We start from the raw sequence: 20,160 nt of genomic DNA, 5'->3' as shown, positions 1-20,160 counted from the left end.
TTTAATTACAGATAATGGCGGTAGCTGTTATCCGGTTTAATTTCTGTTTCCGCAGCGAAATGATTCCGCCATTTGCGCGCCACCGGCGCTGGCCGTCTGGCCGGGGAAATATCGCCCGGATAAATATCGATATTACGCGCCCGGTATTTCTGTAATTCCGGGTCGGCGGCGATTTCGCGTAAAACGGCGTGACGGTTATCAGGGCTGCGCTTAAATAAATCGGGGCGCTCGCAGGTAAAGTCCCGCAAAAAACGACCGAGTGGTATTTCTGCCATTTTGCCACCGGCAATAATACGAATAAGAATGGTGTAGGTGCGCCGGTACGGATTCCAGACCAGCCCCGGACAACGGTACGGCATATCCCACGGTATACCGTCGGCCAGCACGACCGACACCACCACGTCAGGAAAGCCTGAACATCGGTATTTTTCACCCGGCTGAGGGAAGTCAAACATGGTGCTCACCTCCATTCACTGACGGCGCGATAAAATCCCGACACAGCCCCTTGGCCTTGAGTTCTTCCAGAACGTGACTGATATCTTCGTGCACGTAACTCAGGATTTGAGGGGTATAAAGCTGGCTGAGTCCGTTAATCTCATGGCGTCTTAAATCACTGCCGAAATAATGCAGGGTTTCACAGGCGCGATTGAGTTTATGAAACGATTCGAGACTCAGGTGCTCACTGATGGTGCTGAGGCTGTCACGACACGCTGAGGCGGTCTGAGGGGCAGACTGATTATGCATGGCGCACCTCAGCAACCGGCAGACGGGCGGCAAAGGAAAGCACGTAGTCACGAACGAGAGAGAGACGGGCTGTCTGTTCGTCACCGGCAACGGTGCGGAGCATACAGATACGGGGCTTGCGATCTGCGCGGCGAACGGCGGCAAACACAAAGATAAATTCTGAGTGTGACTGTGTGAGGGTTGTAGCCATTTGGGCAACCTCCTGTGAATAGCGGTTAACGCCACCACCGGAGCTGCAAATCTCATTGGTGGTGACCCGAACAGGGTTTGCAGTACCGGCTTCACAGAATACCGGCCAGTCCGAAGACTGCCCCACTCGAGCCACCATTATTTGACTGGAACCACGGTGTAAACACCACAGCCCGAAATATAGGTGTGCCTGAGCTACGACGTAAAAAAACACGCAAGGCGCGTGTTGTGTCGCCTGTGAATTACACGGGCTGCAAATCCCGGCTGCCGATTTTGCGACAGCAGGAAAACTGTACCAGGAAACACACAACAGATGCAAGCCAGAAAAAGGGGCTTTTTGAAAACGTGTCTGATTCATGCGTCGCATTTCCGGTTGCGGTGAGCGATGCGCTCCACCATCCACGCGGTCACTTCGGACTGGAGCCAGGCGACGTTTTTCCCCCCGAGGTTAACCTGTGCCGGGAACGCATCACGGGCGATCAAATCGTAGAGGGTGGAACGGGATAAGCCGCACTGATGGAGCACTTCCGGGAGGCGTAAAAAACGCTCCTGAGTCGGGGCTGAAACTGGCATTAAATGTGCGCCAGAGAGGGAAGTTGGTACTGATAAAGCCGTGTGCATAACGCTACCTCATTAATATCCACAGAGATCCGAACTTATCCGTCCGGAATCGGGTAGCTCTCTATTTTGTGAATATTTTCCCTGAATGCAACAAGGGAGAATTGTGTAAGAGTTCAAACTACACGGATGAATTTTATACGAAAAAAGTTCGAATGGTCTTTAGTGGTCTCTAGTGGTCTTGAGTGGAGACAGATATACCCTTTTGTTTCGTAAAAAGGAGGATTCTCTATTTATTAATAGGTATAAACCATCAAAAAGAGAAATGCGTTATATCCACTCAGTGAACAGTAGTGAACAGTAGTGAACAGTCGGTGAACACTTCACTCTCAACTGTTCACCTCTTAACTTACTGTATTAACTGTATTTCTATATTCAGTGAACAGTAGTGAATAGTTAATACTAAAAAAACAAACAGAGAGGGTGGTTTTCCTGCGACCTTTCTCTGGCAAGCCTGCTTTTGAAAGTCCCGTCTGTGCCATTCCTGCCACAACGGCAATGAGTCGAGTTGTTGTGTGGCGCACGGCAGAATCTCCTCAACCTGACACGTCTGAGGAGACACACAATGAGCACCACCACTATCCCTGATTACCTGAAACCGGCATTCCGGAAACTGGACGCGGCCAGAGCCGCCCATCTTGAAAACGCCCGTCAGATGGATGACACCACCACAGCGATGACCCGAACCGCCGAACAGAAAGCGGAGCTTGAAAAGGAAAGCGGCAGCGAGACCAGCGGATGGCGCGCGGCATTCCGTGCCGGTGGGGCATTGCTGACGGATGAGCTGAAACAGCAGCATCTGGCGCGTGTGGCTTCCCGTGAGCTGGCGCAGGAATGCGACAGGCTGGCTGAGGTACTGGCTTATGACAAAGACCGCCTGAAAGGCTCCTGTGACATCACGGCCAGAGAATACCGTCAGGCGCATCACAATGTGCTGAGCGAGTATGCCGGAAAAGAGCTGGATAATGCGCTGCGTGATACATGCGGGGCGCTTGTCCGGGCGATGAAACTGAAAATGCTGGCGCTGGGGAACCCGCTCGCGAACACCGTCGGGATTCAGGGCTATGTCGAACCCGATAAAGCGGTCATGCAGGAAGTGAAAACGTGGCTTGAGCGTGCGGTGAAGGACTGTCACATTCGTCTGGTGGATGAGCCGGTGCTGTTTAAAGCCGGGCTGTCGGCTGAGACACTGGCGCACATGAATTACGGCGTGGCAGTGACCAACGGTCAGCGTCAGACCTACTTTAACAAACTGCGTGAGCGTGAAGCTAACCTGAAAGCGCGGGGGCTGCTGGAATGATGCACTGTCCGTTCTGCAAAAAAGCGGCGCATGCGCGTACAAGCCGGTATCTCTCGGATAACGTCAAACAGCGCTACCACCAGTGCACCAATATCGAATGCTCATCCACTTTTCGCAGCATCGAGTCGATTGAAGAAATTATCCGGTTACCGCCTGAAAGCTTTAAACCTCAGACCCAGCCGGATATCCCGATGTCGCCCCGTATGGTAAAGGGTTGCTACAGCTCACCGTTCCGCCATAATCAGGAGAAACGCCCGTGACCACCGTGACATTACAGCAGGCTTTTGAAGACTGCCTGAAGAATAAAGCTGCCTGGCTGAACCGTAAACAGGAGCTGGCCGGGGCTGAACAGGAATACCGCGAACTCACTGCCACCGGTAATGACAGCCGCGCCCGGAGTCTGCAAACCCTGCGCGAGATTATCGACGTGAAAACGTGGGAAATTAATCAGGCGGCCGGTCGCTATATTCGCTCGCATGAGAACGTGCAGCGCATCAGTATCCGTGACCGGCTGAATGATTTTATGCAGGCGCACGGTGCAGAGCTGGCCGCCGCGCTTGCGCCTGAATTAATGGCTTATAACAGCCAGAATCCCGCCGTCACACGCTGCGTGATGCAGCATTCAGTCGATTACCTGCGTGAAGCGCTGACGGTGTGGCTGGCCGCCGGTGAAAAAATTAATTATTGCGCACAGGATAATGACATTTTAACGGCCATCGGATTCAGGCCTGACGCGGCTTCACGGGATGATAATCGTGAAAAATATACACCCGCACAAAACCAGAATTACGTGAATAAACGTGCAGAACTGGCCGGGCAGTAGCCCGTCAGAAAATCCCCGTAAATCCCGCCAATTCCCCCGAATTAAGCCATGCATGCGTAAGGTGCATGGTTTTGCATGCGTTTTCACATCCCCGCCTCCCTCGCCAGCACCAGCTCTGGCGCGGCCTGAGACTGCTGATGCACCTGCATTAAAAGCGACCCTTTAAGCGTGCAGGCGTGGCGGGGAGAGCATTGCGCGCTTATGACACTAACTCATTCTTTTTCTTTTTCTTAGTCTTTTGTAGTTTTGCCGCATTCAGTGGGAACTTATCTGGATTAGATAAAATTATGGATTGAACAGTTTCCTTGTCATCAGCTTTCCAGCGAGAGAAGTTGAAATTCTGTTTATCAAGCCAATTAGAAAGGCTGATAGATTCGACCGCATATGGAAATAGCCGGATGATTGTTCGGTTGATCAAATTTTTATCAGAATCTTGTAATGATATTACATCACCAAATTTCTCAATTAATAAAATCTGTTTTTTGATATCAAAATCTCTTTGATAAATAAGGTCGGTTAAATTATCTAGGGTTAATCTTTTTTCTTTTTCCGTTAGGACGTTAAATATCAGGCGGGAATTCACGTCTTTAATAATTTCATTGTGCGGAGTCTCAGTGAACCACCATGTAAATATCTCGCTGCCATTCCTCAATAGACTTATAGAGTTCTCAGCACAGTATTTTATAATGCTTTTAAGATTGCTTTCAAGTTTAAGGAACATTGCGTGCATATCCGTCGTGACTGAAAGCTTTTCTTTTGCGACATCTATCAATGCCTTATGAGATAGTGGAAGTTTTGTAGATGCCAATAGATCATCAATAAATAAAGCATCCATGTTATCGATACTACATTTTTGTTTGTCTTTGATTGTTTTGGAACATGGTAAATCCCATCCACTGAAGAATGACAATGTAATATCAGAACCGTAGTAAGCGGCTAAAATTGAGTAGCTGGTTTTAATGAAACTACTAATATTTATTCTTGAAACTTTTTGGTTGTCCAATATTAATCTAACAGGTTCTAAAACATAGTTAGTTATTTCAGTATCGTTGAGGGACTGAATGATATTTTCAAAGGAAGTGCTAAATAACAGGTAGTTGTACAAGGTTTCTTTGAAAATGGAGTCTTCAAATATGCTTTCATCGATTGAATTATTAATGATAACACTGCTGATGTCATAAGTTTTAGATTCGATAGCATTTAAAATGAAAAAACATAAAAAGTTTGCAGTGTGGTCTTCTCTTAGTGTATCTAGAGCACTTGCCACATTTGAAAGGTTCTTTTTATGATATGAGTTTGATAACAGTAATAGGTTGGCGTCTCTTAAACTCAGATCGGTTTCATCTTTTTCAAATGATATTGCAAGTGCCTCAGCTTCATGAAATGCCTTAGAATTTATCTGTGTTGTTAATGCTTCTAAATCAATTCGTAACCTCGAAATATAGAAGTGGTCGAATATGTTGAAGTTGGGGATTTTAGAGATTAAACAATGAAGGGATTTTACTAATTCACTTTCATTAAGTTGTATCGTATTGAGCAGCAGGTTAGGACAATCAAATATATGCTCATAAAGGACATTGCCAAAGAAGTCACCTGATAGGTTATTCATTGAACTAAGATAATTAGATACTAATTGTTCTTCATCTATAGCACAAAAACTATTAGCAATCTTTATAGTATTTTCACAGTTATCTAATCCAATTTCACCGATCTCGTTACGTAAATATTTTTCATTGTAAGATGTGATTGAGTCTAATATGTGCGATCGAATGTTTGTGAAATATGTTCCTCGGAAATCGATATTTTTCCCATTAAGTTTCTCTAATGACCGAATTAAATCTAAATCGAGGGTTTTTTTCTCAATTGTGAGTTCTTTAGTGTTTAGTGCTTTAACAACATCATTAATAATATTTTGACTTATCACAAGATGATTATCATCGGTTTCTGAGAGGATTTTTATCCACTTTGTTGGTTCAGTTTTATCTAATGCTGCTTTCCAAAGCGAATCGAAACCATAGGTATCAGTTAAGCGGAAAAAGTCGATGGCATTTTCTTGATTTATGGCAACTAGCAATGGTTCGACTATTAATTCACTTTTGGCTAAGTTTTCATTTGTTTGAAAATGCAAGCATAAAATGTCTTCGAGCCAACTATTTTTATTGTTTTCATATAGTCTTTGTAACTGAGGGAAGCTTAAAGAATATTTTTTATAGTACTCATCAGAAACATTGTGTAATTTCAAAAAATCATCAACATTCTCGCTTTCATAATTTAAAGTTGCCCAAGAGAAAGGGTTGCTATTATATCTGCAAGCGAGTAAATAAAAAGATGCTGCTATTGGAGAAACTGTTTTGGGTGTTGTGAAAACACTGATATTTATATCATTAATAAGTCTTTTTAAAAAACGAGGGGTAACTTGTTTGTAATTGGCAGGAAGCCATGTTTCTATTAATTGAGATATTTCTTTTGACTGATTAATGTAATTGCTAGAAAAGGTCTCTTTCCAAAAATAATCGAAGGCGCTTCTCCAACCCGTAGAAATTATCGGAGGCACTCTAAACGTTACTGGTAACCTCTTTGACAAAAACTCCATACCTTCTTCTCCATTATTATCTTTATCTGAAAGAGATTTGGATAGATGTTCTGCTGAGTATGGTATTATTATTTTTAATTTAGAATTTGAGTTGTGCGTTATTAGTTCAATGTCGCTCCATATCTCCTTAACCTTTTCTTTCGAGACACGGTCAAGATTATCAATTATTAATACAAAAGTATGATCGTCAACACATTTTATAAAACCATTTAATGCGCTTTTTAGTTCTAAAGCTCCGACTTCCTTAGATATAAGAACTGTTTCTGTTATAGTATCTAGACTATTCTTTTTTATAATGTCTGAGAAATTTATAGAATTATTTTTGTCTCTAAAGACAAAGAAAAGTGAGAGTATAGCTAGTGGGGATAAAAGTAATAATGATTCAACAGTTAACGCGAGCTTGCTATATGCTTCATTATTGAGAAGTTTAGAGAGGTCTAGAAGGAAAAACCTAAAACTCTGAAGTGATAATAAACTAGTAAATATGAATGAAAAAGTCCAAGCGCTCATAGAGCTTTTCTGATGCTTCTCATATGAAAATTTATTGCCTAATGCAAAATTTTTATAGTCTCCAAATGCCCCAAGAATATAATCTTTAACTTTTGGTTTCATACCATCATAGAGAATGTTAATTAGCGCTTTTTTTGTAGAGCCGTGATGATAAAGCTCAACATCAAAGTCTATGAATGTAATTTTCGGTTGATCTTTTAGGTTTTGCTTTATAAGCGTTAATACAGTTGATTTACCCGACCCCAAGCAACCATCTAGACCAATTGTATTAATATCTTTGATTAACAAAATAGATGATATTTTGTCAGCTAAGTTTGAGTGGTTCTGCCCATCGAAAAGATCCTGCTGAGCAGGTGTTTCATCATAAAGTTTGAATTCCATTATCATCCCTTATTTCTTATATACAAAGTTTCCCCACCAATGCATCATTTCAACACGGCTAGAAAGGTAGGTTGAGCGGTTATATGCTTTCCGTACTTCATTTGGATCGCTATGAGCTAGGGCTGCTTCAATGACATCACTGTTAAAACCATGTTCGTTTAGCGCAGTACTTGCAATCGAGCGTAATCCATGTGCAACTAATTTACCACCATATCCGATTCTCTTTAAAGCTGCATTAGCAGTCTGACTGTTCATCGGTTGCTTGGGATCATTTCTGCTCGGGAAAACATAATCACGATGAGCACTAATAGGTTTCATAATTGCCAAAATCTCTAGCGCCTGAGCCGATAAAGGAACAATATGCTCACGCTTCGCTTTCATCCTTTCAGCTGGTACCCTCCATAGCTCCTTCTCTAAGTCGATCTCTTCCCATTGAGTGCCAGAAGCCTCCGAGGGACGCACAAGTGTGAGTAGTTGCCAGTGAATCAAACAGCGAGTTGGAACTGAGAGGTTCGACATCACCAACGTCCTCATAAGCTCTGGTAACTCCTCTGGTCTAAGCGTCGGCATGTTTTGCTTCTTCGGCCGTTCAAAAGCCATACCTACGCCTGACGCTGGATTCGCATCAAGCAGGCCTGTATTTACCGCATAAATCATAATCTCATTAATACGCTGTACCAGACGGCGAACTGTTTCCAGTGCACCACGCGCTTTGATTGGTTCCAGTGCTTCAATGATCGTTCTAGCTTTGATCTCCTGAACTGGTATCTCCCCAATAGCAGGGAACACGTCTTTATCTAAAGAGCGCCAAATGTCTTTTGCATAATCCGGTGTGACACTTTTGCTCTTAAGTTGGAACCAATTGGCAGCAACTGTAGAGAAAACGCTGTCTAGCTCTATTTGGCGCTGCTCTGAGACAATTTCTTGTTGCTGCTGAGGATCGATGCCCTGTGCTAAGAGAGACAAATGTTGATCGCGTATCTGGCGTGCTGCTGCAAGTGTAAGGGCAGGATATGCGCCAAAGCTCAGATTTGTGCGGCTGGCACTGTTTGGTCGCTGGTAGCGAAAACGCCAAAGTTTTTTACCAGAGGTTTTGACGAGTAAGAACAGGCCATCCCCATCGTGGAGGGTAAAGTCTTTTTCGCGGGGTTTAGCTTTAAGGATTTCGTTATTTGTTAGAGGGCGTGTGATGCGCGCCATGTCTGGATCCCTTCCATAATTGGTACACGTTTATTGGACTACAGTATAGCGTGTACCTAAACGTGTACCAATTTTTACTGGATTCAGACGGATCGTCTCGGACGATTACAGACACAAAAAAGCCCGCAGGGCTTGCGCTGTGCGGGCTTTCAGGACTTCTACGGATGACTCTGGAATCATCTTCGAAGGATTTTGGTGGAGCTGGGGGGATTTGAACCCCCGTCCGAAATTCCTACATCCTCGGTACTACATGCTTAGTCAGTCTTTACATTCGCCTGGCACCTGCGGACAGACACGCCACTACCAGACTAGCCTGATTAGTTTTAACACTTCAGCCCCAGGCAGGACATCCATGCGATCTCTTTTGGGTTTGACCTCTCTTTGATCCCCGTCTTAAGAGCGGAAGCTAGGGAGAGAGGGCTCTTAGCAGGTTATTAAGCTGCTAAAGCGTAGTTTTCGTCGTTTGCGACTATTTTTTTGCGGCTTTTTACGAGGCAAACCGCCCCTCGGCATGCACCTTGGGTTTCGCAAATCCCGTCGAATCCAGAATCAGCCCCAATGTGTTGAACTCAGTATACCAGAACTGGCATTGGTGATGCCAGCGTGGAACGATAAGTTCTTAAATCACTTTGAAAAGTACAAAATTCAGGCAGAAATTAACGACCTGCGTGCTTCATGATACGCGCTTTGTCGACCTGCCATTCACGGTCTTTTACGTCGTCACGTTTGTCATGCTGTTTCTTACCCTTAGCCACGCCGATTTTCACTTTACACCAGGCATTTTTCCAGTACAGAGACAGGGCGACGACGGTGTAACCTTCGCGGTTGATGCGGCCAAAGAGTGAAGCCAGTTCGCGCTGGTTCAGCAGCAGTTTGCGCGTGCGCGTCGGGTCGCAAACGTAGTGCGAAGAGGCGACGGCCAGCGGCGTAAAGTTCGCACCAAACAGGAAGGCTTCGCCATCAATCAGGATCACATAGCTGTCGCTGATGTTTGCTTTCCCTGCACGCAGGGATTTGACTTCCCAGCCCTGCAACGCAAGACCAGCTTCGAATTCTTCTTCAATGAAATACTCATGGCGGGCACGCTTGTTCAGCGCAATGGTTGCCGAGCCAGGTTTATGTGCTTTTTTCTTCGTCATAAGTGTCGTGAAGCCATAGGTAATCTGAGTTCAAAAAGTAACCTCATTGCGATTGCATCCTGTGAGGTCCAACGCGCTATCTTAGCACGAGATACGCCTTAGCGTTTTTTTAACAGGGGATAAATGTTATTATTTGTCCGTTGTGTGACGATGGAAAATGCTATGCCTCAGATTAGCCGTACTGCGCTTGTCCCCTACAGTGTGGAACAAATGTACCAGTTAGTGAATGACGTTCAGTCCTACCCGCAGTTTATCCCGGGGTGTACCGGTAGCCGGGTGCTGGATGCTGGCCCGACGCAGATGACGGCGGCGGTGGATGTGTCCAAAGCAGGGATCAGTAAGACATTCACTACTCGAAATACGCTGACCGATAATCAAAGTATTCTGATGCATCTGGTCGACGGGCCGTTCAAAACCTTGATGGGAGGCTGGAAGTTTACGCCGCTGAGCGCTGATGCCTGCCGCATCGAGTTCCATCTGGATTTCGAGTTCACCAATAAGCTGATCGAACTGGCGTTTGGCCGCATCTTTAAAGAACTGGCCTCCAATATGGTTCAGGCATTCACCGTGCGTGCTAAAGAGGTTTACAGTGTCGCCTAAAATCACGGTGGAAGTGGCTTACGCGATGCCTGAAAAGCAATATCTGCAACGCGTGAAACTCGAAGAGGGGGCCACCGTTGAAGAAGCAATTCGCGCCTCTGGTCTATTTGAGCTGCGCAGTGATATCGATCTGGCTCAAAACAAAGTGGGTATTTACAGCCGTCCGGTTAAGCTGAGTGACGTTGTGAATGACGGCGATCGCGTTGAGATTTATCGTCCGCTGATTGCCGACCCTAAAGAGCTGCGCCGTCAGCGTGCGGAGAAAGCTGGGAAGTAGAACTAAACATCGTAAAGACACAAAAAAGGTGCTCAGTGAGCACCTTTTTGCATTTCTGAAACCTTACTCTTTAGTGAGCGCCGGTTTGTTGTCAATGTTGGTTAACACACCGCTGCTGTTAAAGGTCAGGGTCAGCGTCTGCTGAGTCACGCCTTCATGGCCAGGCTGCTGGCGGAAAACATAGAACCAGGTGTTAGTGCCGAACGGATCGGACATCATCGGGGTTCCCAGTGCATAAGCGACCTGCTGTTGCGTCATGCCGACACGAATTTTAGACACATCGTTAGGTGTGAGGTAGTTCCCCTGGTTGATGTCAGGACGGTAAACCACTCGCTCCAGAGTGGAACAACCTGCGGTCAACATCAGAAGAACCGCTGCGACAGCGGTCAGCGTTTTACAGCGCATAGTGATTTGATTCCTTTTCGGGCCCGAGCAATACGCGGCTCATATGTTATATGCCGATGATAATAGACCTTGCCCCACTTTGAAACCGGTCTGACGGCGTTTTTGTTGTTCAGTATGACCCTGAGAACCCGAAAAAGTTTATGCAGCCAACAGTTCTTTCGCGTTGGCCAGCGTATTACGAGTGACTTCACTGCCGCCAAGTAACCGAGCCAGTTCTTGTAACCGAGCTTTTTTATCCAATGGCTGCATGTGCGTTTCAGTCATTTCACCGTCTGTTTCTTTGCTGACAAAGAGATGGTGATGCCCACAGCCAGCCACCTGCGGAAGGTGGGTCACACACATTACCTGGGTGGATTCGCCCAACTGACGGAGCAGTTTGCCGACAACGGCAGCGGTCGGGCCGCTGATCCCCACGTCCACTTCATCGAAAATCAGCGCCGGGGTTTCCATTTTACGTGCGGTGATCACCTGAATCGCCAGAGCGATACGCGAGAGTTCGCCCCCGGAGGCCACTTTGGAAATCGCCTGTAAAGGCTGGCCTGGGTTAGTCGTCACACGAAACTCGATGCGGTCTGCGCCTTCTGCCGTTAAATGATTAACTTCAAATTTGACGTCGATGGTAAAGATGCCGTGTGGCATCGATAGCGCATGCATGCTGTCTGTTATGTGCTGACCCAGTTCCTGAGCATAATGCTGGCGGACCGCGTGAAGCTGCTTCGCCGTGGCCAGAGCCTGCTGATGATGAACATTCACTGCCAGCGACAGGGTTTCATGCGAGTCGGCCTGATCGTCGAGTTGCTGTTGTTCATCTAACAGCGACTGGTGAAAATTCGGCAGTTCTTCCGGCGTGACGTAGTGTTTACGTGCCAGTGAAATCTGGCGGGAAATTCTCTGCTCAAGCTCAAACAGACGATTGGGATCGAGATCCAGGCGCTCGCAATAATGGCGCAGTTCTTCACCTGCCTCGGAAATCTGAATGGCAGCTTCTTCCAGCATCTCGAGCACGCCTGACAGTTTGCTGTCGAGACTGACCAGTTCAGTGACTTGCTGGCGCACGGAATAGAGCTGGCTTTGCAGGTTGATGTCTTCGCCATCCGCCAGCAGATTGAGTGCTTGTTGGCTGGTTGAAATCAGATGCCCGCTGTTAGCCAGCCGTTTGTACTCTTCGTCGATCTGCTCAAACTCGCCCGGCTGCGGGTTAAATTCATTCAGTTCTTTAAGCTGATAGTTCAACAGTTCAGCACGTGCGGCGCGCTCCTGACTCTGCTGCTGATGCTGCGCCAGTTCACGGCAGCTTTGATGCCAAAGGCGATAATGTTCTGCCATCAGCTGAGTGAGCGCGTGCTCACCCGCGTAGCCATCAAACAGTGCCTTTTGTTGTTCAGGTTTGATGAGCTGTTGATGCGCGTGCTGACCATGAATTTGAATCAGTAACTGGCCCAGCTCACGAAGCTGCGAAAGAGGAACCGCAGTGCCATTAATGAAACCACGGGAGCGCCCGTCGCTGCTGATGACGCGGCGAAGTAAACACTCACGTCCATCTTCGAGCTGATTGACTTCAAGCCAGCGCAGAGCGGCAGGGGTATCTTTCAAAGAGAAGCGTGCACAGAGATCGGCTCGACTGGCGCCGGTGCGCACGATGTCGCCTTCTGCACGACCGCCGAGACACAATCCGAGCGCATCAATGGCAATAGATTTACCGGCTCCGGTTTCACCGGTTATAGCCGTCATTCCACTCTGGAAGTCGATCTCAAGCTCACGAACAATGGCGAAGTTGCTGATGGTCAGTTGTGCCAGCATAATTGTTTTCCTGTATGAAAAACCATAACTGTATTTTCATACAGTATAAACTGGTTTTTTATACAGTAAAGTGCTGAGTGCGACTTTAGAACAATTTTTTTGACCAGCCGAGTTTTGAGCTTAGGGTGTTGAAATAGCTGTAGTCCTTCGGGTGGATCAAATTCAGATGGTAGTCGCAGCGGCGGATAAGGACATCTTCACCTTCCTGAATTGGCAGTGCAATTTGGCTGTCGCAGCTGATTTCAAGATCGTTGCGGCGGTGCGAGAAGCGCAGACGGATGGTGCTGCTACTATTGATAACCAAAGGGCGGGCCGAGAGGGTGTGCGGGAACATTGGCACCAGCGTAATGGCATCCAGAGAGGGCGTCAGGATCGGACCGCCAGCGGAAAGGGAATAGGCGGTAGAACCGGTCGGTGTGGAAATGATAAGCCCGTCAGAACGTTGCGAGAAGGCAAAGACTTCGTCGATATAGACTTCGAACTCAATCATATGCGCGACTTTGCCAGGATGCAGGACCACTTCATTGATGGCCGTACTAATCCGTTTTTGACAATCCTGCTGGCAGACCTGCGCTTCGAGCAGAAAGCGTTTTTCACTGATGTAATGCCCATCCAGGACATCCGCCAGCTGCTGATGAGCGTTATCAGGGTCGAGGTCGGTCAGGAAGCCGAGATTGCCACGGTTGATACCGATGACTTTAATGTCGTAACGCGCCAGCGTGCGGGCAGCGCCGAGCATGTTGCCGTCGCCGCCGACCACGACCGCGAGATCAGCCTGCTGGCCGATCTCAGCCAGTGTACCGGTCTTCACATTTTTGAGCTGCAATTCCTGCGCAATTTGCTGTTCAACCATCACTTCATAACCTTTCGCGCACAGCCAGCGATACAACATTTCATGTGTCGTCAGCGCGGTAGGGTGACGTGGATGTCCGACAATCCCAATACACTTGAAATGATTATTCATTTTCTGGAGGTCCTTGTGCCGAATGATGGTGACAATATGCTTTGTTCCCTTGAATCCCGGAAACTGATCCCCATAATAAGCGAAGTTAGCGAGATGAATGCAGAAAAACGCGGAGAAATTCATGAGTAGTAAAGAACAGAAAACGCCTGAGGGGCAAGCCCCGGAAGAAATTATCATGGAACAGCATGAAGAAGTTGAGGCTGTTGAGCCGGATGCTTCTGCTGAGCAGGTGGATCCGCGCGATGAGAAAATTGCGAATCTGGAAGCTCAGTTAACTGAAGCCCAGAATCGCGAGCGCGAAAGCGTGCTGCGTATCAAAGCGGAAATGGAAAACCTGCGTCGTCGTACCGAGCTGGACGTGGAGAAGGCGCATAAGTTCGCGCTGGAGAAATTCGTCAACGAACTGCTGCCGGTGATTGATAGCCTGGATCGTGCGCTGGAAGTGGCTGATAAAGCCAACCCAGACATGGCTGCGATGGTCGAAGGCCTGGAACTGACGCTGAAATCCATGCTGGATGTAGTGCGTAAGTTCGGCGTTGAAGTGGTGGCTGATACCAACGTCGCTCTGGACCCGAACGTTCACCAGGCGATTGCAATGGTTGAATCTGAAGATGTCACCGCAGGCAATGTGCTTGCCGTGATGCAGAAAGGTTACACGCTGAACGGTCGTACGATTCGTGCTGCAATGGTGACTGTTGCAAAAGCGAAGGCGTAATTTGCTTTAGCTTGAGTAGTGCCGGGTGATGGCTTTGCCTTACCCGGCCTACACATTACCGTTCGGCTACGCTATCCCGCAGCGGTTTTATCGGGATGACTTTCACCTGCTTGATCATATTGTCCTGCACGTCCAGGATATCAATATCGTACTGGCTGATGCGCACACGGGTGCCGGAGGCCGGGATCTCTTCCAGTGCTTCCAGAATCATTCCGTTAATGGTGCGAGCGTCGTCTTCAGGCAGCTGCCAGTTGAAGGCTTTGTTGAGCTCGCGCACGTTGGCGCTGCCGTCGATTAATACCGAACCGTCGTTCTGTGGCGTGACCTCTTCGGCAAGCGATGGAGACATTGACGTCGTAAAGTCGCCAACAATCTCCTCCAGAATATCTTCGACTGTCACCAGCCCCTGAATATCCCCGTATTCGTTGACCACCAGGCCGACTTTCTTTTTATTGCGCTGGAATTTTACCAGCTGCGTGCTGAGCGGCGTGCCTTCAGGAATGATGTAAAGTTCATCGGCGGCACGAAGCAGCACCTCTTTGGTGAACTCTTTTTTCTCCGTCATCAGGCGATAAGCTTCGCGTACGCGCAGCATGCTAATGGCGTCGTCCAGTGAATCACGATAAAGCACGATACGGCCATGCGGGGAGTGCGTTAGCTGGCGGACGATGGCTTTCCAGTCATCGTTGATGTCGATCCCGACGATTTCATTGCGCGGCACCATAATGTCATCGACGCTGACCTTTTCGAGATCCAGCACCGACAGCAGCATGTCCTGATTACGACGAGAAATCTGCGAGCGAGATTCATGCACGATGGTGCGCAGTTCGTCCTTGCTCAGGGCACTGCTGATGACCACGTCGGCTTTAATCCCGACCATGCGCATCAACAAACGGGTGACCATATTCAGCAGCCAGACCAGCGGCATCATCAGGATCAGCAGCGGCCCCAGCAGGAAACTGCTCGGATAGGCAACTTTCTCTGGGTACAGTGCGGCGATGGTTTTAGGCAGGACTTCAGCAAATACCAGCACCACGAATGTCAGAACGCCGGTCGCAATGGCGACACCCGCATTGCCGTAAAGACGCATCCCGACGATGGTACCCAGCGCGGAGGCGAGAATATTGACGAGGTTGTTGCCGATGAGCACCAGGCTAATCAAGCGATCGGGTTTACGCAGCAGCTTTTCGACGCGTCGGGCTGCGCGGTTACCCTGTTTAGCACGATGACGTAACCGGTAGCGGTTGAGGGTCATCATGCCGGTTTCCGATCCTGAGAAGTAGGCGGAGATAACCACCATGACGATCAGCGTGACGATCAACGTGGTGGTGGAGATGTGTTCCAGGGGGAACTCCTTTGTTGCTTAGCCGACGAACTGCTGTATGACGCGACTGCCAAAATAGGCCAGGGTCAGGATGCCAGCGCCCGCTACGTTAAACCAGACGACGCGACGACCGCGCCAGCCCTGATGATAATGGCCCCATAACAGGACAATATAGACAAACCACGCAATGATAGAGAGAACCGCTTTATCGATATTCTCAACGCTGAACAGGTTATGCATGTAAAACAAACCCGTACACAGCGTTAGCGTCAGCAAAACAACGCCAATTTGAGTGATGTGAAACATCTTACGCTCAATGACCATCAGCGGTGGCATTTCCTGGTTGAAAACCAGTTTTTTGTTTTTCAGCTGGTAGTCAATCCACGCCAGTTGCATGGCGTACAGCGCCGCAATGATCAGCGTAGCGTAAGAGAACAGCGACAGGCCGATATGCACCATCATGCCCGGTGTGGTTTCAAGATGGGTGATGAATTCGTTGGGAACGAAGGTGGCAAACGCCAGGTTAATCAGCGCAAAAGCGTAGACAATCGGCAGTAACAGCCAGCCGCGATTTTTGGAAGCGACAATGGTCATGACCGTACAGATCATCAGGCTGACGAGTGAGCCGACGTTCAGGACACTCAGATTTTGTACGCTGCCGTCGCCCGGAATAATGCGCGATTCCAGCGCAAACGCATGGCTTACCAGCGCGATCACTGCCGACAAAATAGCCATACGCCGCCAGCCGCTGTTTTTTTGTAACAGGCCAGGGATAATCAGCGCAAGGCTGCAAGAGTAGGCAACAAGGGCGATCAGTGCGAAAACAGGCATATAGGCGTCGACAGTTGTCTTAATAAGAAAGAGAAGCAGTATAACGTTACGTGACGCGCGCTCCAACCGTTGCATAACAACAAAGACGCCTTCATGTTATACTGCGGCAAAATTCTGTGTATGTGTCGCTGACGCGACCTAACGTTTCACCCTCAGGCGAGAGACAATGTTTGATAATTTAACCGATCGTTTGTCGCGCTCGCTGCGCAACATCAGCGGCCGTGGGCGCCTTACCGAAGACAATGTGAAAGAAACGCTGCGCGAAGTCCGCATGGCGTTGCTCGAAGCCGATGTGGCACTGCCCGTTGTGCGCGAGTTTATCAGCCGTGTAAAAGAGAAAGCGGTTGGTCATGAAGTGAACAAAAGCCTGACCCCAGGTCAGGAGTTCGTCAAAATTGTGCGCAGCGAGCTGGTTGCGGCAATGGGCGAAGAAAACCAGGTTCTGAACCTGGCCGCGCAGCCACCTGCGGTGGTGCTGATGGCGGGCCTGCAGGGTGCGGGTAAAACCACCAGCGTCGCTAAACTGGGTAAATTCCTGCGCGAAAAGCATAAGAAAAAAGTCCTGGTTGTTTCTGCCGACGTTTATCGTCCGGCGGCAATCCGACAGCTTGAAACTCTGGCTGAGCAGGTTAGCGTAGATTTCTTCCCGTCTGACGTTGCGCAAAAGCCAGTGGACATCGTTAATGCGGCGCTGAAAGAAGCGAAGCTGAAATTCTACGACGTGCTGCTGGTGGATACCGCCGGTCGTCTGCACGTTGACGAAGCGATGATGGACGAAATCAAACAGGTTCACGCCGCGATTAATCCGGTTGAGACCCTGTTTGTTGTCGATGCGATGACCGGTCAGGATGCGGCAAATACCGCAAAAGCGTTTAATGAAGCGCTGCCGTTGACCGGCGTTGTATTAACGAAAGTGGACGGTGATGCTCGCGGTGGTGCGGCGCTCTCTATCCGTCACATCACCGGTAAGCCGATCAAATTCCTCGGCGTCGGTGAGAAGACCGAAGCGCTGGAGCCGTTCCATCCAGATCGTATTGCTTCCCGAATTCTTGGTATGGGCGACGTGCTGTCGCTGATCGAAGATATCGAGAGCAAGGTTGACCGCGCGCAGGCTGAGAAGCTGGCAAGCAAGCTGAAGAAAGGTGACGGTTTCGACCTGACCGACTTCCTCGAACAGCTTCGCCAGATGAAAAACATGGGTGGCATGGCCAGCCTGATGGGCAAACTGCCGGGCATGGGTCAGATCCCAGATAACGTCAAAGCGCAAATGGATGACAAAGTGCTGGTGCGTATGGAAGCGATCATCAACTCGATGACGCTGAAAGAGCGCGCCAAGCCAGAAATCATCAAAGGTTCGCGCAAACGCCGCATCGCCGCCGGTTGCGGGATGCAGGTACAGGATGTAAACCGCCTTCTGAAACAGTTCGACGACATGCAGCGCATGATGAAGAAAATGAAGAAGGGCGGAATGGCGAAAATGATGCGAGGCATGAAAGGGATGATGCCCCCAGGCTTCCCGGGCCGCTGATTGGCCTGGCTTGCCTGCCATTTACAGCAGTCTGAGTAACTGTTGATTGCATTTTCCCCAGAAATCAGTAAAATTTTCGGGCTTTTAATATGACACTGGGCTCCGTTCCTCGATGGGGCCCTGTGTTTTATTCACACAAGAGGATGTTATGGTAACTATTCGTTTAGCACGTCACGGCGCAAAAAAGCGTCCGTTCTACCAGGTTGTTGTTACTGACAGCCGTAATGCACGCAACGGTCGCTTCATTGAGCGCGTTGGTTTCTTCAACCCGATTGCTAGCGGTTCTGAAGAAGAAACTCGTCTGGATCTGGATCGTATCGCTCACTGGGTTGGCCTGGGCGCTACTGTTTCCGATCGCGTTGCTACGCTTATCAAAGCAGCAAACAAAGCAGCTTAATCTGTCACGGTGGTCATGATGAGCAATAAAGCACCTGTTGAACCGATCGTATTGGGAAAAATGGGTTCTTGCTACGGTATTCGTGGTTGGCTCAGAGTGTTTTCCTCCACTGAAGACGCTGAAAGCATTTTTAATTACCAGCCCTGGATGATCCAGAAAGCCGGTAAGTGGGAAACGGTCGAGCTGGAAAGCTGGCGTCACCACAATCAGGATATCGTGATCAAGCTGAAAGGCGTTGACGATCGCGATGCGGCGAATCTGCTGACCAATTGCGAAATTGTCGTCGATTCATCGCAACTGCCTTCGCTGGAAGAGGGTGATTATTACTGGAAAGACCTTATGGGTTGCCAGGTGGTCACTACTGAAGGCTATGCCCTGGGCAAAGTCATCGACATGATGGAAACCGGGTCAAATGACGTTCTCGTCATTAAGGCAAACCTGAAAGATGCGTTTGGCATCAAGGAGCGGCTGGTTCCGTTCCTCGATGGGCAGGTTATCAAGAAAGTCGATCTCACTACTCGAACAATCGAAGTAGATTGGGATCCTGGTTTTTAAATTCTCCGGATAAACGGTAAAAGACGGCGCTATGTGGATTGGCATTATTAGCCTGTTTCCTGAAATGTTCCGCGCGATTACTGATTACGGGGTAACTGGCCGGGCAGTAAAAAAAGGCCTGCTGAACATCGAAAGCTGGAGTCCTCGTGACTTCACGCATGACCGGCACCGTACCGTGGACGAACGTCCTTACGGCGGCGGACCGGGGATGTTAATGATGGTTCAACCCTTACGGGAAGCCATCCATGCAGCAAAAGCCGCGGCAGGTGAAGGCGCAAAGGTGATTTATCTGTCACCTCAGGGACGCAAGCTTGATCAAGCAGGCGTAAGCGAACTGGCCACGAATCAGAAACTGATTCTGGTATGTGGTCGCTATGAAGGGATAGATGAGCGCGTAATTCAGACCGAAATTGATGAAGAATGGTCAATCGGCGATTACGTTCTCAGCGGTGGTGAGCTACCGGCAATGACGCTGATTGACTCCGTAGCCCGGTTTATTCCGGGTGTACTGGGCCATGAAGCTTCAGCAACAGAAGATTCTTTTGCTGATGGATTGCTGGACTGTCCACACTATACCCGCCCTGAAGTGTTAGAAGGGATGGAAGTACCGGCGGTATTGCTGTCGGGAAACCATGCCGAGATACGTCGCTGGCGTTTGAAGCAGTCGCTGGGCCGAACCTGGCTTAGAAGACCTGAACTTCTGGAAAACCTGGCTCTGACTGAAGAGCAAGTAAGGTTGCTGGCGGAGTTCAAAAAAGAGCACGCACAACAGCAACATAAACATGATGGGCAAGCGTAATACGCTCCCGATATATCAGTTTACCCAGGATAAGAGATTAAATTATGAGCAACATTATTAAGCAAATTGAACAAGAGCAGATGAAGCAGGACGTACCTTCATTCCGTCCGGGTGATTCCGTGGAAGTGAAAGTATGGGTTGTTGAAGGTTCCAAAAAACGTCTGCAGGCATTCGAGGGCGTGGTTATCGCTATTCGTAACCGCGGTCTGCACTCTGCATTCACTGTTCGTAAAATTTCCAACGGCGAAGGTGTTGAGCGTGTCTTCCAGACTCACTCTCCAGTAGTTGACAGCATTACTGTCAAACGTCGTGGTGCTGTACGTAAAGCTAAACTGTACTACCTGCGTGAGCGTACTGGTAAGTCTGCTCGTATCAAAGAGCGTCTGAACTAAGACTCGCTTAAGCAACATCCTGTTAAAAGGGCTGGCCGCAAGGCCGGCCCTTTTTTATGCCAATTCACTCCGCCTG

Annotated in this window: 23 protein-coding genes and 1 other RNA gene; 11 read left to right on the top strand and 13 right to left on the bottom strand. The window is 48.6% G+C overall.

Annotated elements, in window-relative coordinates; translation table 11 throughout:
* Positions 1-5: 5 nt before the first annotated feature.
* From C3708_RS21305 to C3708_RS21290, 4 genes are read right to left on the bottom strand one after another with little or no spacing between them, the layout of a single operon-like run.
* Positions 6-455: a hypothetical protein gene (locus C3708_RS21305; protein WP_103950191.1), complete on the bottom strand. Its 450-nt coding sequence runs from the start codon at positions 453-455 to the stop codon at positions 6-8.
* Positions 448-744, bottom strand: coding sequence for a Derepression protein (locus tag C3708_RS21300; protein WP_103950190.1), 297 nt, complete (start codon positions 742-744; stop codon positions 448-450). The genes C3708_RS21305 and C3708_RS21300 overlap by 8 nt, the downstream gene beginning before the upstream one ends.
* Positions 737-1,291: a host cell division inhibitor Icd-like protein gene (locus tag C3708_RS21295; protein ID WP_103950189.1), complete on the bottom strand. Its 555-nt coding sequence runs from the start codon at positions 1,289-1,291 to the stop codon at positions 737-739. Before C3708_RS21295 ends, C3708_RS21300 begins: the two co-directional genes overlap by 8 nt.
* Positions 1,288-1,554 (bottom strand): AlpA family transcriptional regulator, encoded by a 267-nt coding sequence (locus tag C3708_RS21290; RefSeq protein WP_103950188.1) that lies wholly within the window; start codon positions 1,552-1,554, stop codon positions 1,288-1,290. Before C3708_RS21290 ends, C3708_RS21295 begins: the two co-directional genes overlap by 4 nt.
* A gap of 562 nt (positions 1,555-2,116) precedes the next feature.
* Here C3708_RS21290 and C3708_RS21280 point away from each other — a divergent pair.
* The 3 genes from C3708_RS21280 to C3708_RS21270 are packed head-to-tail and all read left to right on the top strand — an operon-like array spanning position 2,117 to position 3,674.
* Positions 2,117-2,851, top strand: coding sequence for a glycoprotein 3 (locus tag C3708_RS21280; RefSeq protein WP_103950187.1), 735 nt, complete (start codon positions 2,117-2,119; stop codon positions 2,849-2,851).
* Entirely contained in the window at positions 2,848-3,111 is a 264-nt protein-coding gene (locus C3708_RS21275) for an ogr/Delta-like zinc finger family protein (RefSeq protein ID WP_059291258.1), read from the top strand. Before C3708_RS21280 ends, C3708_RS21275 begins: the two co-directional genes overlap by 4 nt.
* A complete protein-coding gene (locus tag C3708_RS21270; protein WP_103950186.1) occupies positions 3,108-3,674 on the top strand; it encodes a phage polarity suppression protein in 567 nt (188 codons plus the stop codon). Before C3708_RS21275 ends, C3708_RS21270 begins: the two co-directional genes overlap by 4 nt.
* A 199-nt stretch (positions 3,675-3,873) precedes the next feature.
* On the opposite strand, the gene C3708_RS21265 is transcribed toward C3708_RS21270, so the two are convergent.
* The 4 genes from C3708_RS21265 to smpB all read right to left on the bottom strand — a co-directional run bounded on the left by C3708_RS21265 (position 3,874) and on the right by smpB (position 9,497).
* Positions 3,874-7,158 carry a P-loop NTPase fold protein gene (locus C3708_RS21265; protein WP_158251377.1) on the bottom strand — a complete coding sequence of 1,095 codons (3,285 nt, stop codon included), beginning with the start codon at positions 7,156-7,158 and terminating at the stop codon, positions 3,874-3,876.
* 9 nt (positions 7,159-7,167) lie between these two features.
* Positions 7,168-8,358 (bottom strand): integrase domain-containing protein, encoded by a 1,191-nt coding sequence (locus C3708_RS21260; RefSeq protein WP_103950184.1) that lies wholly within the window; start codon positions 8,356-8,358, stop codon positions 7,168-7,170.
* A gap of 193 nt (positions 8,359-8,551) precedes the next feature.
* Positions 8,552-8,915, bottom strand: a transfer-messenger RNA (tmRNA) gene (gene ssrA / locus C3708_RS21255).
* 99 nt (positions 8,916-9,014) lie between these two features.
* Positions 9,015-9,497, bottom strand: a complete 483-nt coding sequence (gene smpB, locus C3708_RS21250) for an SsrA-binding protein SmpB (RefSeq protein WP_095282985.1) — start codon at positions 9,495-9,497, stop codon at positions 9,015-9,017.
* Between the two features lie 162 nt (positions 9,498-9,659).
* Here smpB and C3708_RS21245 point away from each other — a divergent pair, with 162 nt between their 5' ends.
* Positions 9,660-10,097, top strand: a complete 438-nt coding sequence (locus C3708_RS21245; protein ID WP_199184176.1) for a type II toxin-antitoxin system RatA family toxin — start codon at positions 9,660-9,662, stop codon at positions 10,095-10,097.
* Complete coding sequence (locus tag C3708_RS21240; RefSeq protein ID WP_103950183.1) at positions 10,087-10,374, top strand: RnfH family protein; 288 nt, start codon at positions 10,087-10,089, stop codon at positions 10,372-10,374. Before C3708_RS21245 ends, C3708_RS21240 begins: the two co-directional genes overlap by 11 nt.
* Before the next feature lie 63 nt (positions 10,375-10,437).
* Here the strand turns inward: C3708_RS21240 and bamE are convergent, their stop codons facing one another.
* The 3 genes from bamE to nadK form a co-directional block, all read right to left on the bottom strand.
* Positions 10,438-10,779: an outer membrane protein assembly factor BamE gene (gene bamE / locus C3708_RS21235; protein WP_095282982.1), complete on the bottom strand. Its 342-nt coding sequence runs from the start codon at positions 10,777-10,779 to the stop codon at positions 10,438-10,440.
* Positions 10,780-10,917: 138 nt separating this feature from the next.
* Positions 10,918-12,579, bottom strand: coding sequence for a DNA repair protein RecN (gene recN, locus C3708_RS21225; protein WP_103950182.1), 1,662 nt, complete (start codon positions 12,577-12,579; stop codon positions 10,918-10,920).
* A gap of 85 nt (positions 12,580-12,664) precedes the next feature.
* On the bottom strand, positions 12,665-13,543 hold the full coding sequence (nadK, locus tag C3708_RS21220; RefSeq protein ID WP_015960089.1) for an NAD(+) kinase: 879 nt from the start codon (positions 13,541-13,543) through the stop codon (positions 12,665-12,667).
* 121 nt (positions 13,544-13,664) lie between these two features.
* Here nadK and grpE point away from each other — a divergent pair, with 121 nt between their 5' ends.
* A complete protein-coding gene (gene grpE / locus C3708_RS21215) occupies positions 13,665-14,258 on the top strand; it encodes a nucleotide exchange factor GrpE (RefSeq protein ID WP_142503618.1) in 594 nt (197 codons plus the stop codon).
* Between the two features lie 55 nt (positions 14,259-14,313).
* Here grpE and C3708_RS21210 read toward each other — a convergent pair whose 3' ends face one another.
* Both C3708_RS21210 and C3708_RS21205 read right to left on the bottom strand, forming a co-directional pair.
* Positions 14,314-15,603 (bottom strand): HlyC/CorC family transporter, encoded by a 1,290-nt coding sequence (locus C3708_RS21210; protein ID WP_095282979.1) that lies wholly within the window; start codon positions 15,601-15,603, stop codon positions 14,314-14,316.
* 18 nt (positions 15,604-15,621) lie between these two features.
* Positions 15,622-16,413 carry an inner membrane protein YpjD gene (locus tag C3708_RS21205; protein ID WP_095284347.1) on the bottom strand — a complete coding sequence of 264 codons (792 nt, stop codon included), beginning with the start codon at positions 16,411-16,413 and terminating at the stop codon, positions 15,622-15,624.
* 166 nt (positions 16,414-16,579) lie between these two features.
* Between C3708_RS21205 and ffh the strand changes: the two genes are divergently transcribed.
* The 5 genes from ffh (at position 16,580) to rplS (ending at position 20,084) form a co-directional block, all read left to right on the top strand.
* Positions 16,580-17,941, top strand: a complete 1,362-nt coding sequence (gene ffh, locus C3708_RS21200; RefSeq protein ID WP_095282978.1) for a signal recognition particle protein — start codon at positions 16,580-16,582, stop codon at positions 17,939-17,941.
* A gap of 148 nt (positions 17,942-18,089) precedes the next feature.
* Positions 18,090-18,338 carry a 30S ribosomal protein S16 gene (rpsP, locus tag C3708_RS21195; protein ID WP_095282977.1) on the top strand — a complete coding sequence of 83 codons (249 nt, stop codon included), beginning with the start codon at positions 18,090-18,092 and terminating at the stop codon, positions 18,336-18,338.
* 15 nt (positions 18,339-18,353) lie between these two features.
* Positions 18,354-18,893, top strand: coding sequence for a ribosome maturation factor RimM (gene rimM / locus C3708_RS21190; protein WP_095282976.1), 540 nt, complete (start codon positions 18,354-18,356; stop codon positions 18,891-18,893).
* Positions 18,894-18,924: 31 nt separating this feature from the next.
* Positions 18,925-19,692 carry a tRNA (guanosine(37)-N1)-methyltransferase TrmD gene (gene trmD / locus C3708_RS21185; protein WP_095282975.1) on the top strand — a complete coding sequence of 256 codons (768 nt, stop codon included), beginning with the start codon at positions 18,925-18,927 and terminating at the stop codon, positions 19,690-19,692.
* A 44-nt stretch (positions 19,693-19,736) separates the two neighbouring features.
* Complete coding sequence (rplS, locus tag C3708_RS21180) at positions 19,737-20,084, top strand: 50S ribosomal protein L19 (protein WP_095282974.1); 348 nt, start codon at positions 19,737-19,739, stop codon at positions 20,082-20,084.
* Positions 20,085-20,160: the final 76 nt, after the last annotated feature.

The sequence above is a fragment of the Lelliottia sp. 7254-16 genome, assembly GCF_002922995.1.
Taxonomy (GTDB): domain Bacteria; phylum Pseudomonadota; class Gammaproteobacteria; order Enterobacterales; family Enterobacteriaceae; genus Enterobacter; species Enterobacter jeotgali.
This window is presented reverse-complemented; position numbering and strand designations above follow the sequence as displayed.

What these genes read in the sequence shown, in the direction of transcription:
- C3708_RS21295 (WP_103950189.1), bottom strand. Translation starts at nt 1,291, where the DNA reads ATGAATCAGACACGTTTTCAAAAAGCCCCTTTTTCTGGCTTGCATCTG.
- C3708_RS21260 (WP_103950184.1), bottom strand. Translation starts at nt 8,358, where the DNA reads ATGGCGCGCATCACACGCCCTCTAACAAATAACGAAATCCTTAAAGCT.
- grpE (WP_142503618.1), top strand. Translation starts at nt 13,665, where the DNA reads ATGAGTAGTAAAGAACAGAAAACGCCTGAGGGGCAAGCCCCGGAAGAA.
- C3708_RS21305 (WP_103950191.1), bottom strand. Translation starts at nt 455, where the DNA reads ATGTTTGACTTCCCTCAGCCGGGTGAAAAATACCGATGTTCAGGCTTT.
- bamE (WP_095282982.1), bottom strand. Translation starts at nt 10,779, where the DNA reads ATGCGCTGTAAAACGCTGACCGCTGTCGCAGCGGTTCTTCTGATGTTG.
- C3708_RS21205 (WP_095284347.1), bottom strand. Translation starts at nt 16,413, where the DNA reads ATGCCTGTTTTCGCACTGATCGCCCTTGTTGCCTACTCTTGCAGCCTT.
- trmD (WP_095282975.1), top strand. Translation starts at nt 18,925, where the DNA reads ATGTGGATTGGCATTATTAGCCTGTTTCCTGAAATGTTCCGCGCGATT.
- smpB (WP_095282985.1), bottom strand. Translation starts at nt 9,497, where the DNA reads ATGACGAAGAAAAAAGCACATAAACCTGGCTCGGCAACCATTGCGCTG.
- C3708_RS21300 (WP_103950190.1), bottom strand. Translation starts at nt 744, where the DNA reads ATGCATAATCAGTCTGCCCCTCAGACCGCCTCAGCGTGTCGTGACAGC.
- recN (WP_103950182.1), bottom strand. Translation starts at nt 12,579, where the DNA reads ATGCTGGCACAACTGACCATCAGCAACTTCGCCATTGTTCGTGAGCTT.
- C3708_RS21245 (WP_199184176.1), top strand. Translation starts at nt 9,660, where the DNA reads ATGCCTCAGATTAGCCGTACTGCGCTTGTCCCCTACAGTGTGGAACAA.
- rplS (WP_095282974.1), top strand. Translation starts at nt 19,737, where the DNA reads ATGAGCAACATTATTAAGCAAATTGAACAAGAGCAGATGAAGCAGGAC.
- C3708_RS21290 (WP_103950188.1), bottom strand. Translation starts at nt 1,554, where the DNA reads ATGCACACGGCTTTATCAGTACCAACTTCCCTCTCTGGCGCACATTTA.
- C3708_RS21280 (WP_103950187.1), top strand. Translation starts at nt 2,117, where the DNA reads ATGAGCACCACCACTATCCCTGATTACCTGAAACCGGCATTCCGGAAA.
- nadK (WP_015960089.1), bottom strand. Translation starts at nt 13,543, where the DNA reads ATGAATAATCATTTCAAGTGTATTGGGATTGTCGGACATCCACGTCAC.
- C3708_RS21265 (WP_158251377.1), bottom strand. Translation starts at nt 7,158, where the DNA reads ATGGAATTCAAACTTTATGATGAAACACCTGCTCAGCAGGATCTTTTC.
- rpsP (WP_095282977.1), top strand. Translation starts at nt 18,090, where the DNA reads ATGGTAACTATTCGTTTAGCACGTCACGGCGCAAAAAAGCGTCCGTTC.
- rimM (WP_095282976.1), top strand. Translation starts at nt 18,354, where the DNA reads ATGATGAGCAATAAAGCACCTGTTGAACCGATCGTATTGGGAAAAATG.
- C3708_RS21275 (WP_059291258.1), top strand. Translation starts at nt 2,848, where the DNA reads ATGATGCACTGTCCGTTCTGCAAAAAAGCGGCGCATGCGCGTACAAGC.
- ffh (WP_095282978.1), top strand. Translation starts at nt 16,580, where the DNA reads ATGTTTGATAATTTAACCGATCGTTTGTCGCGCTCGCTGCGCAACATC.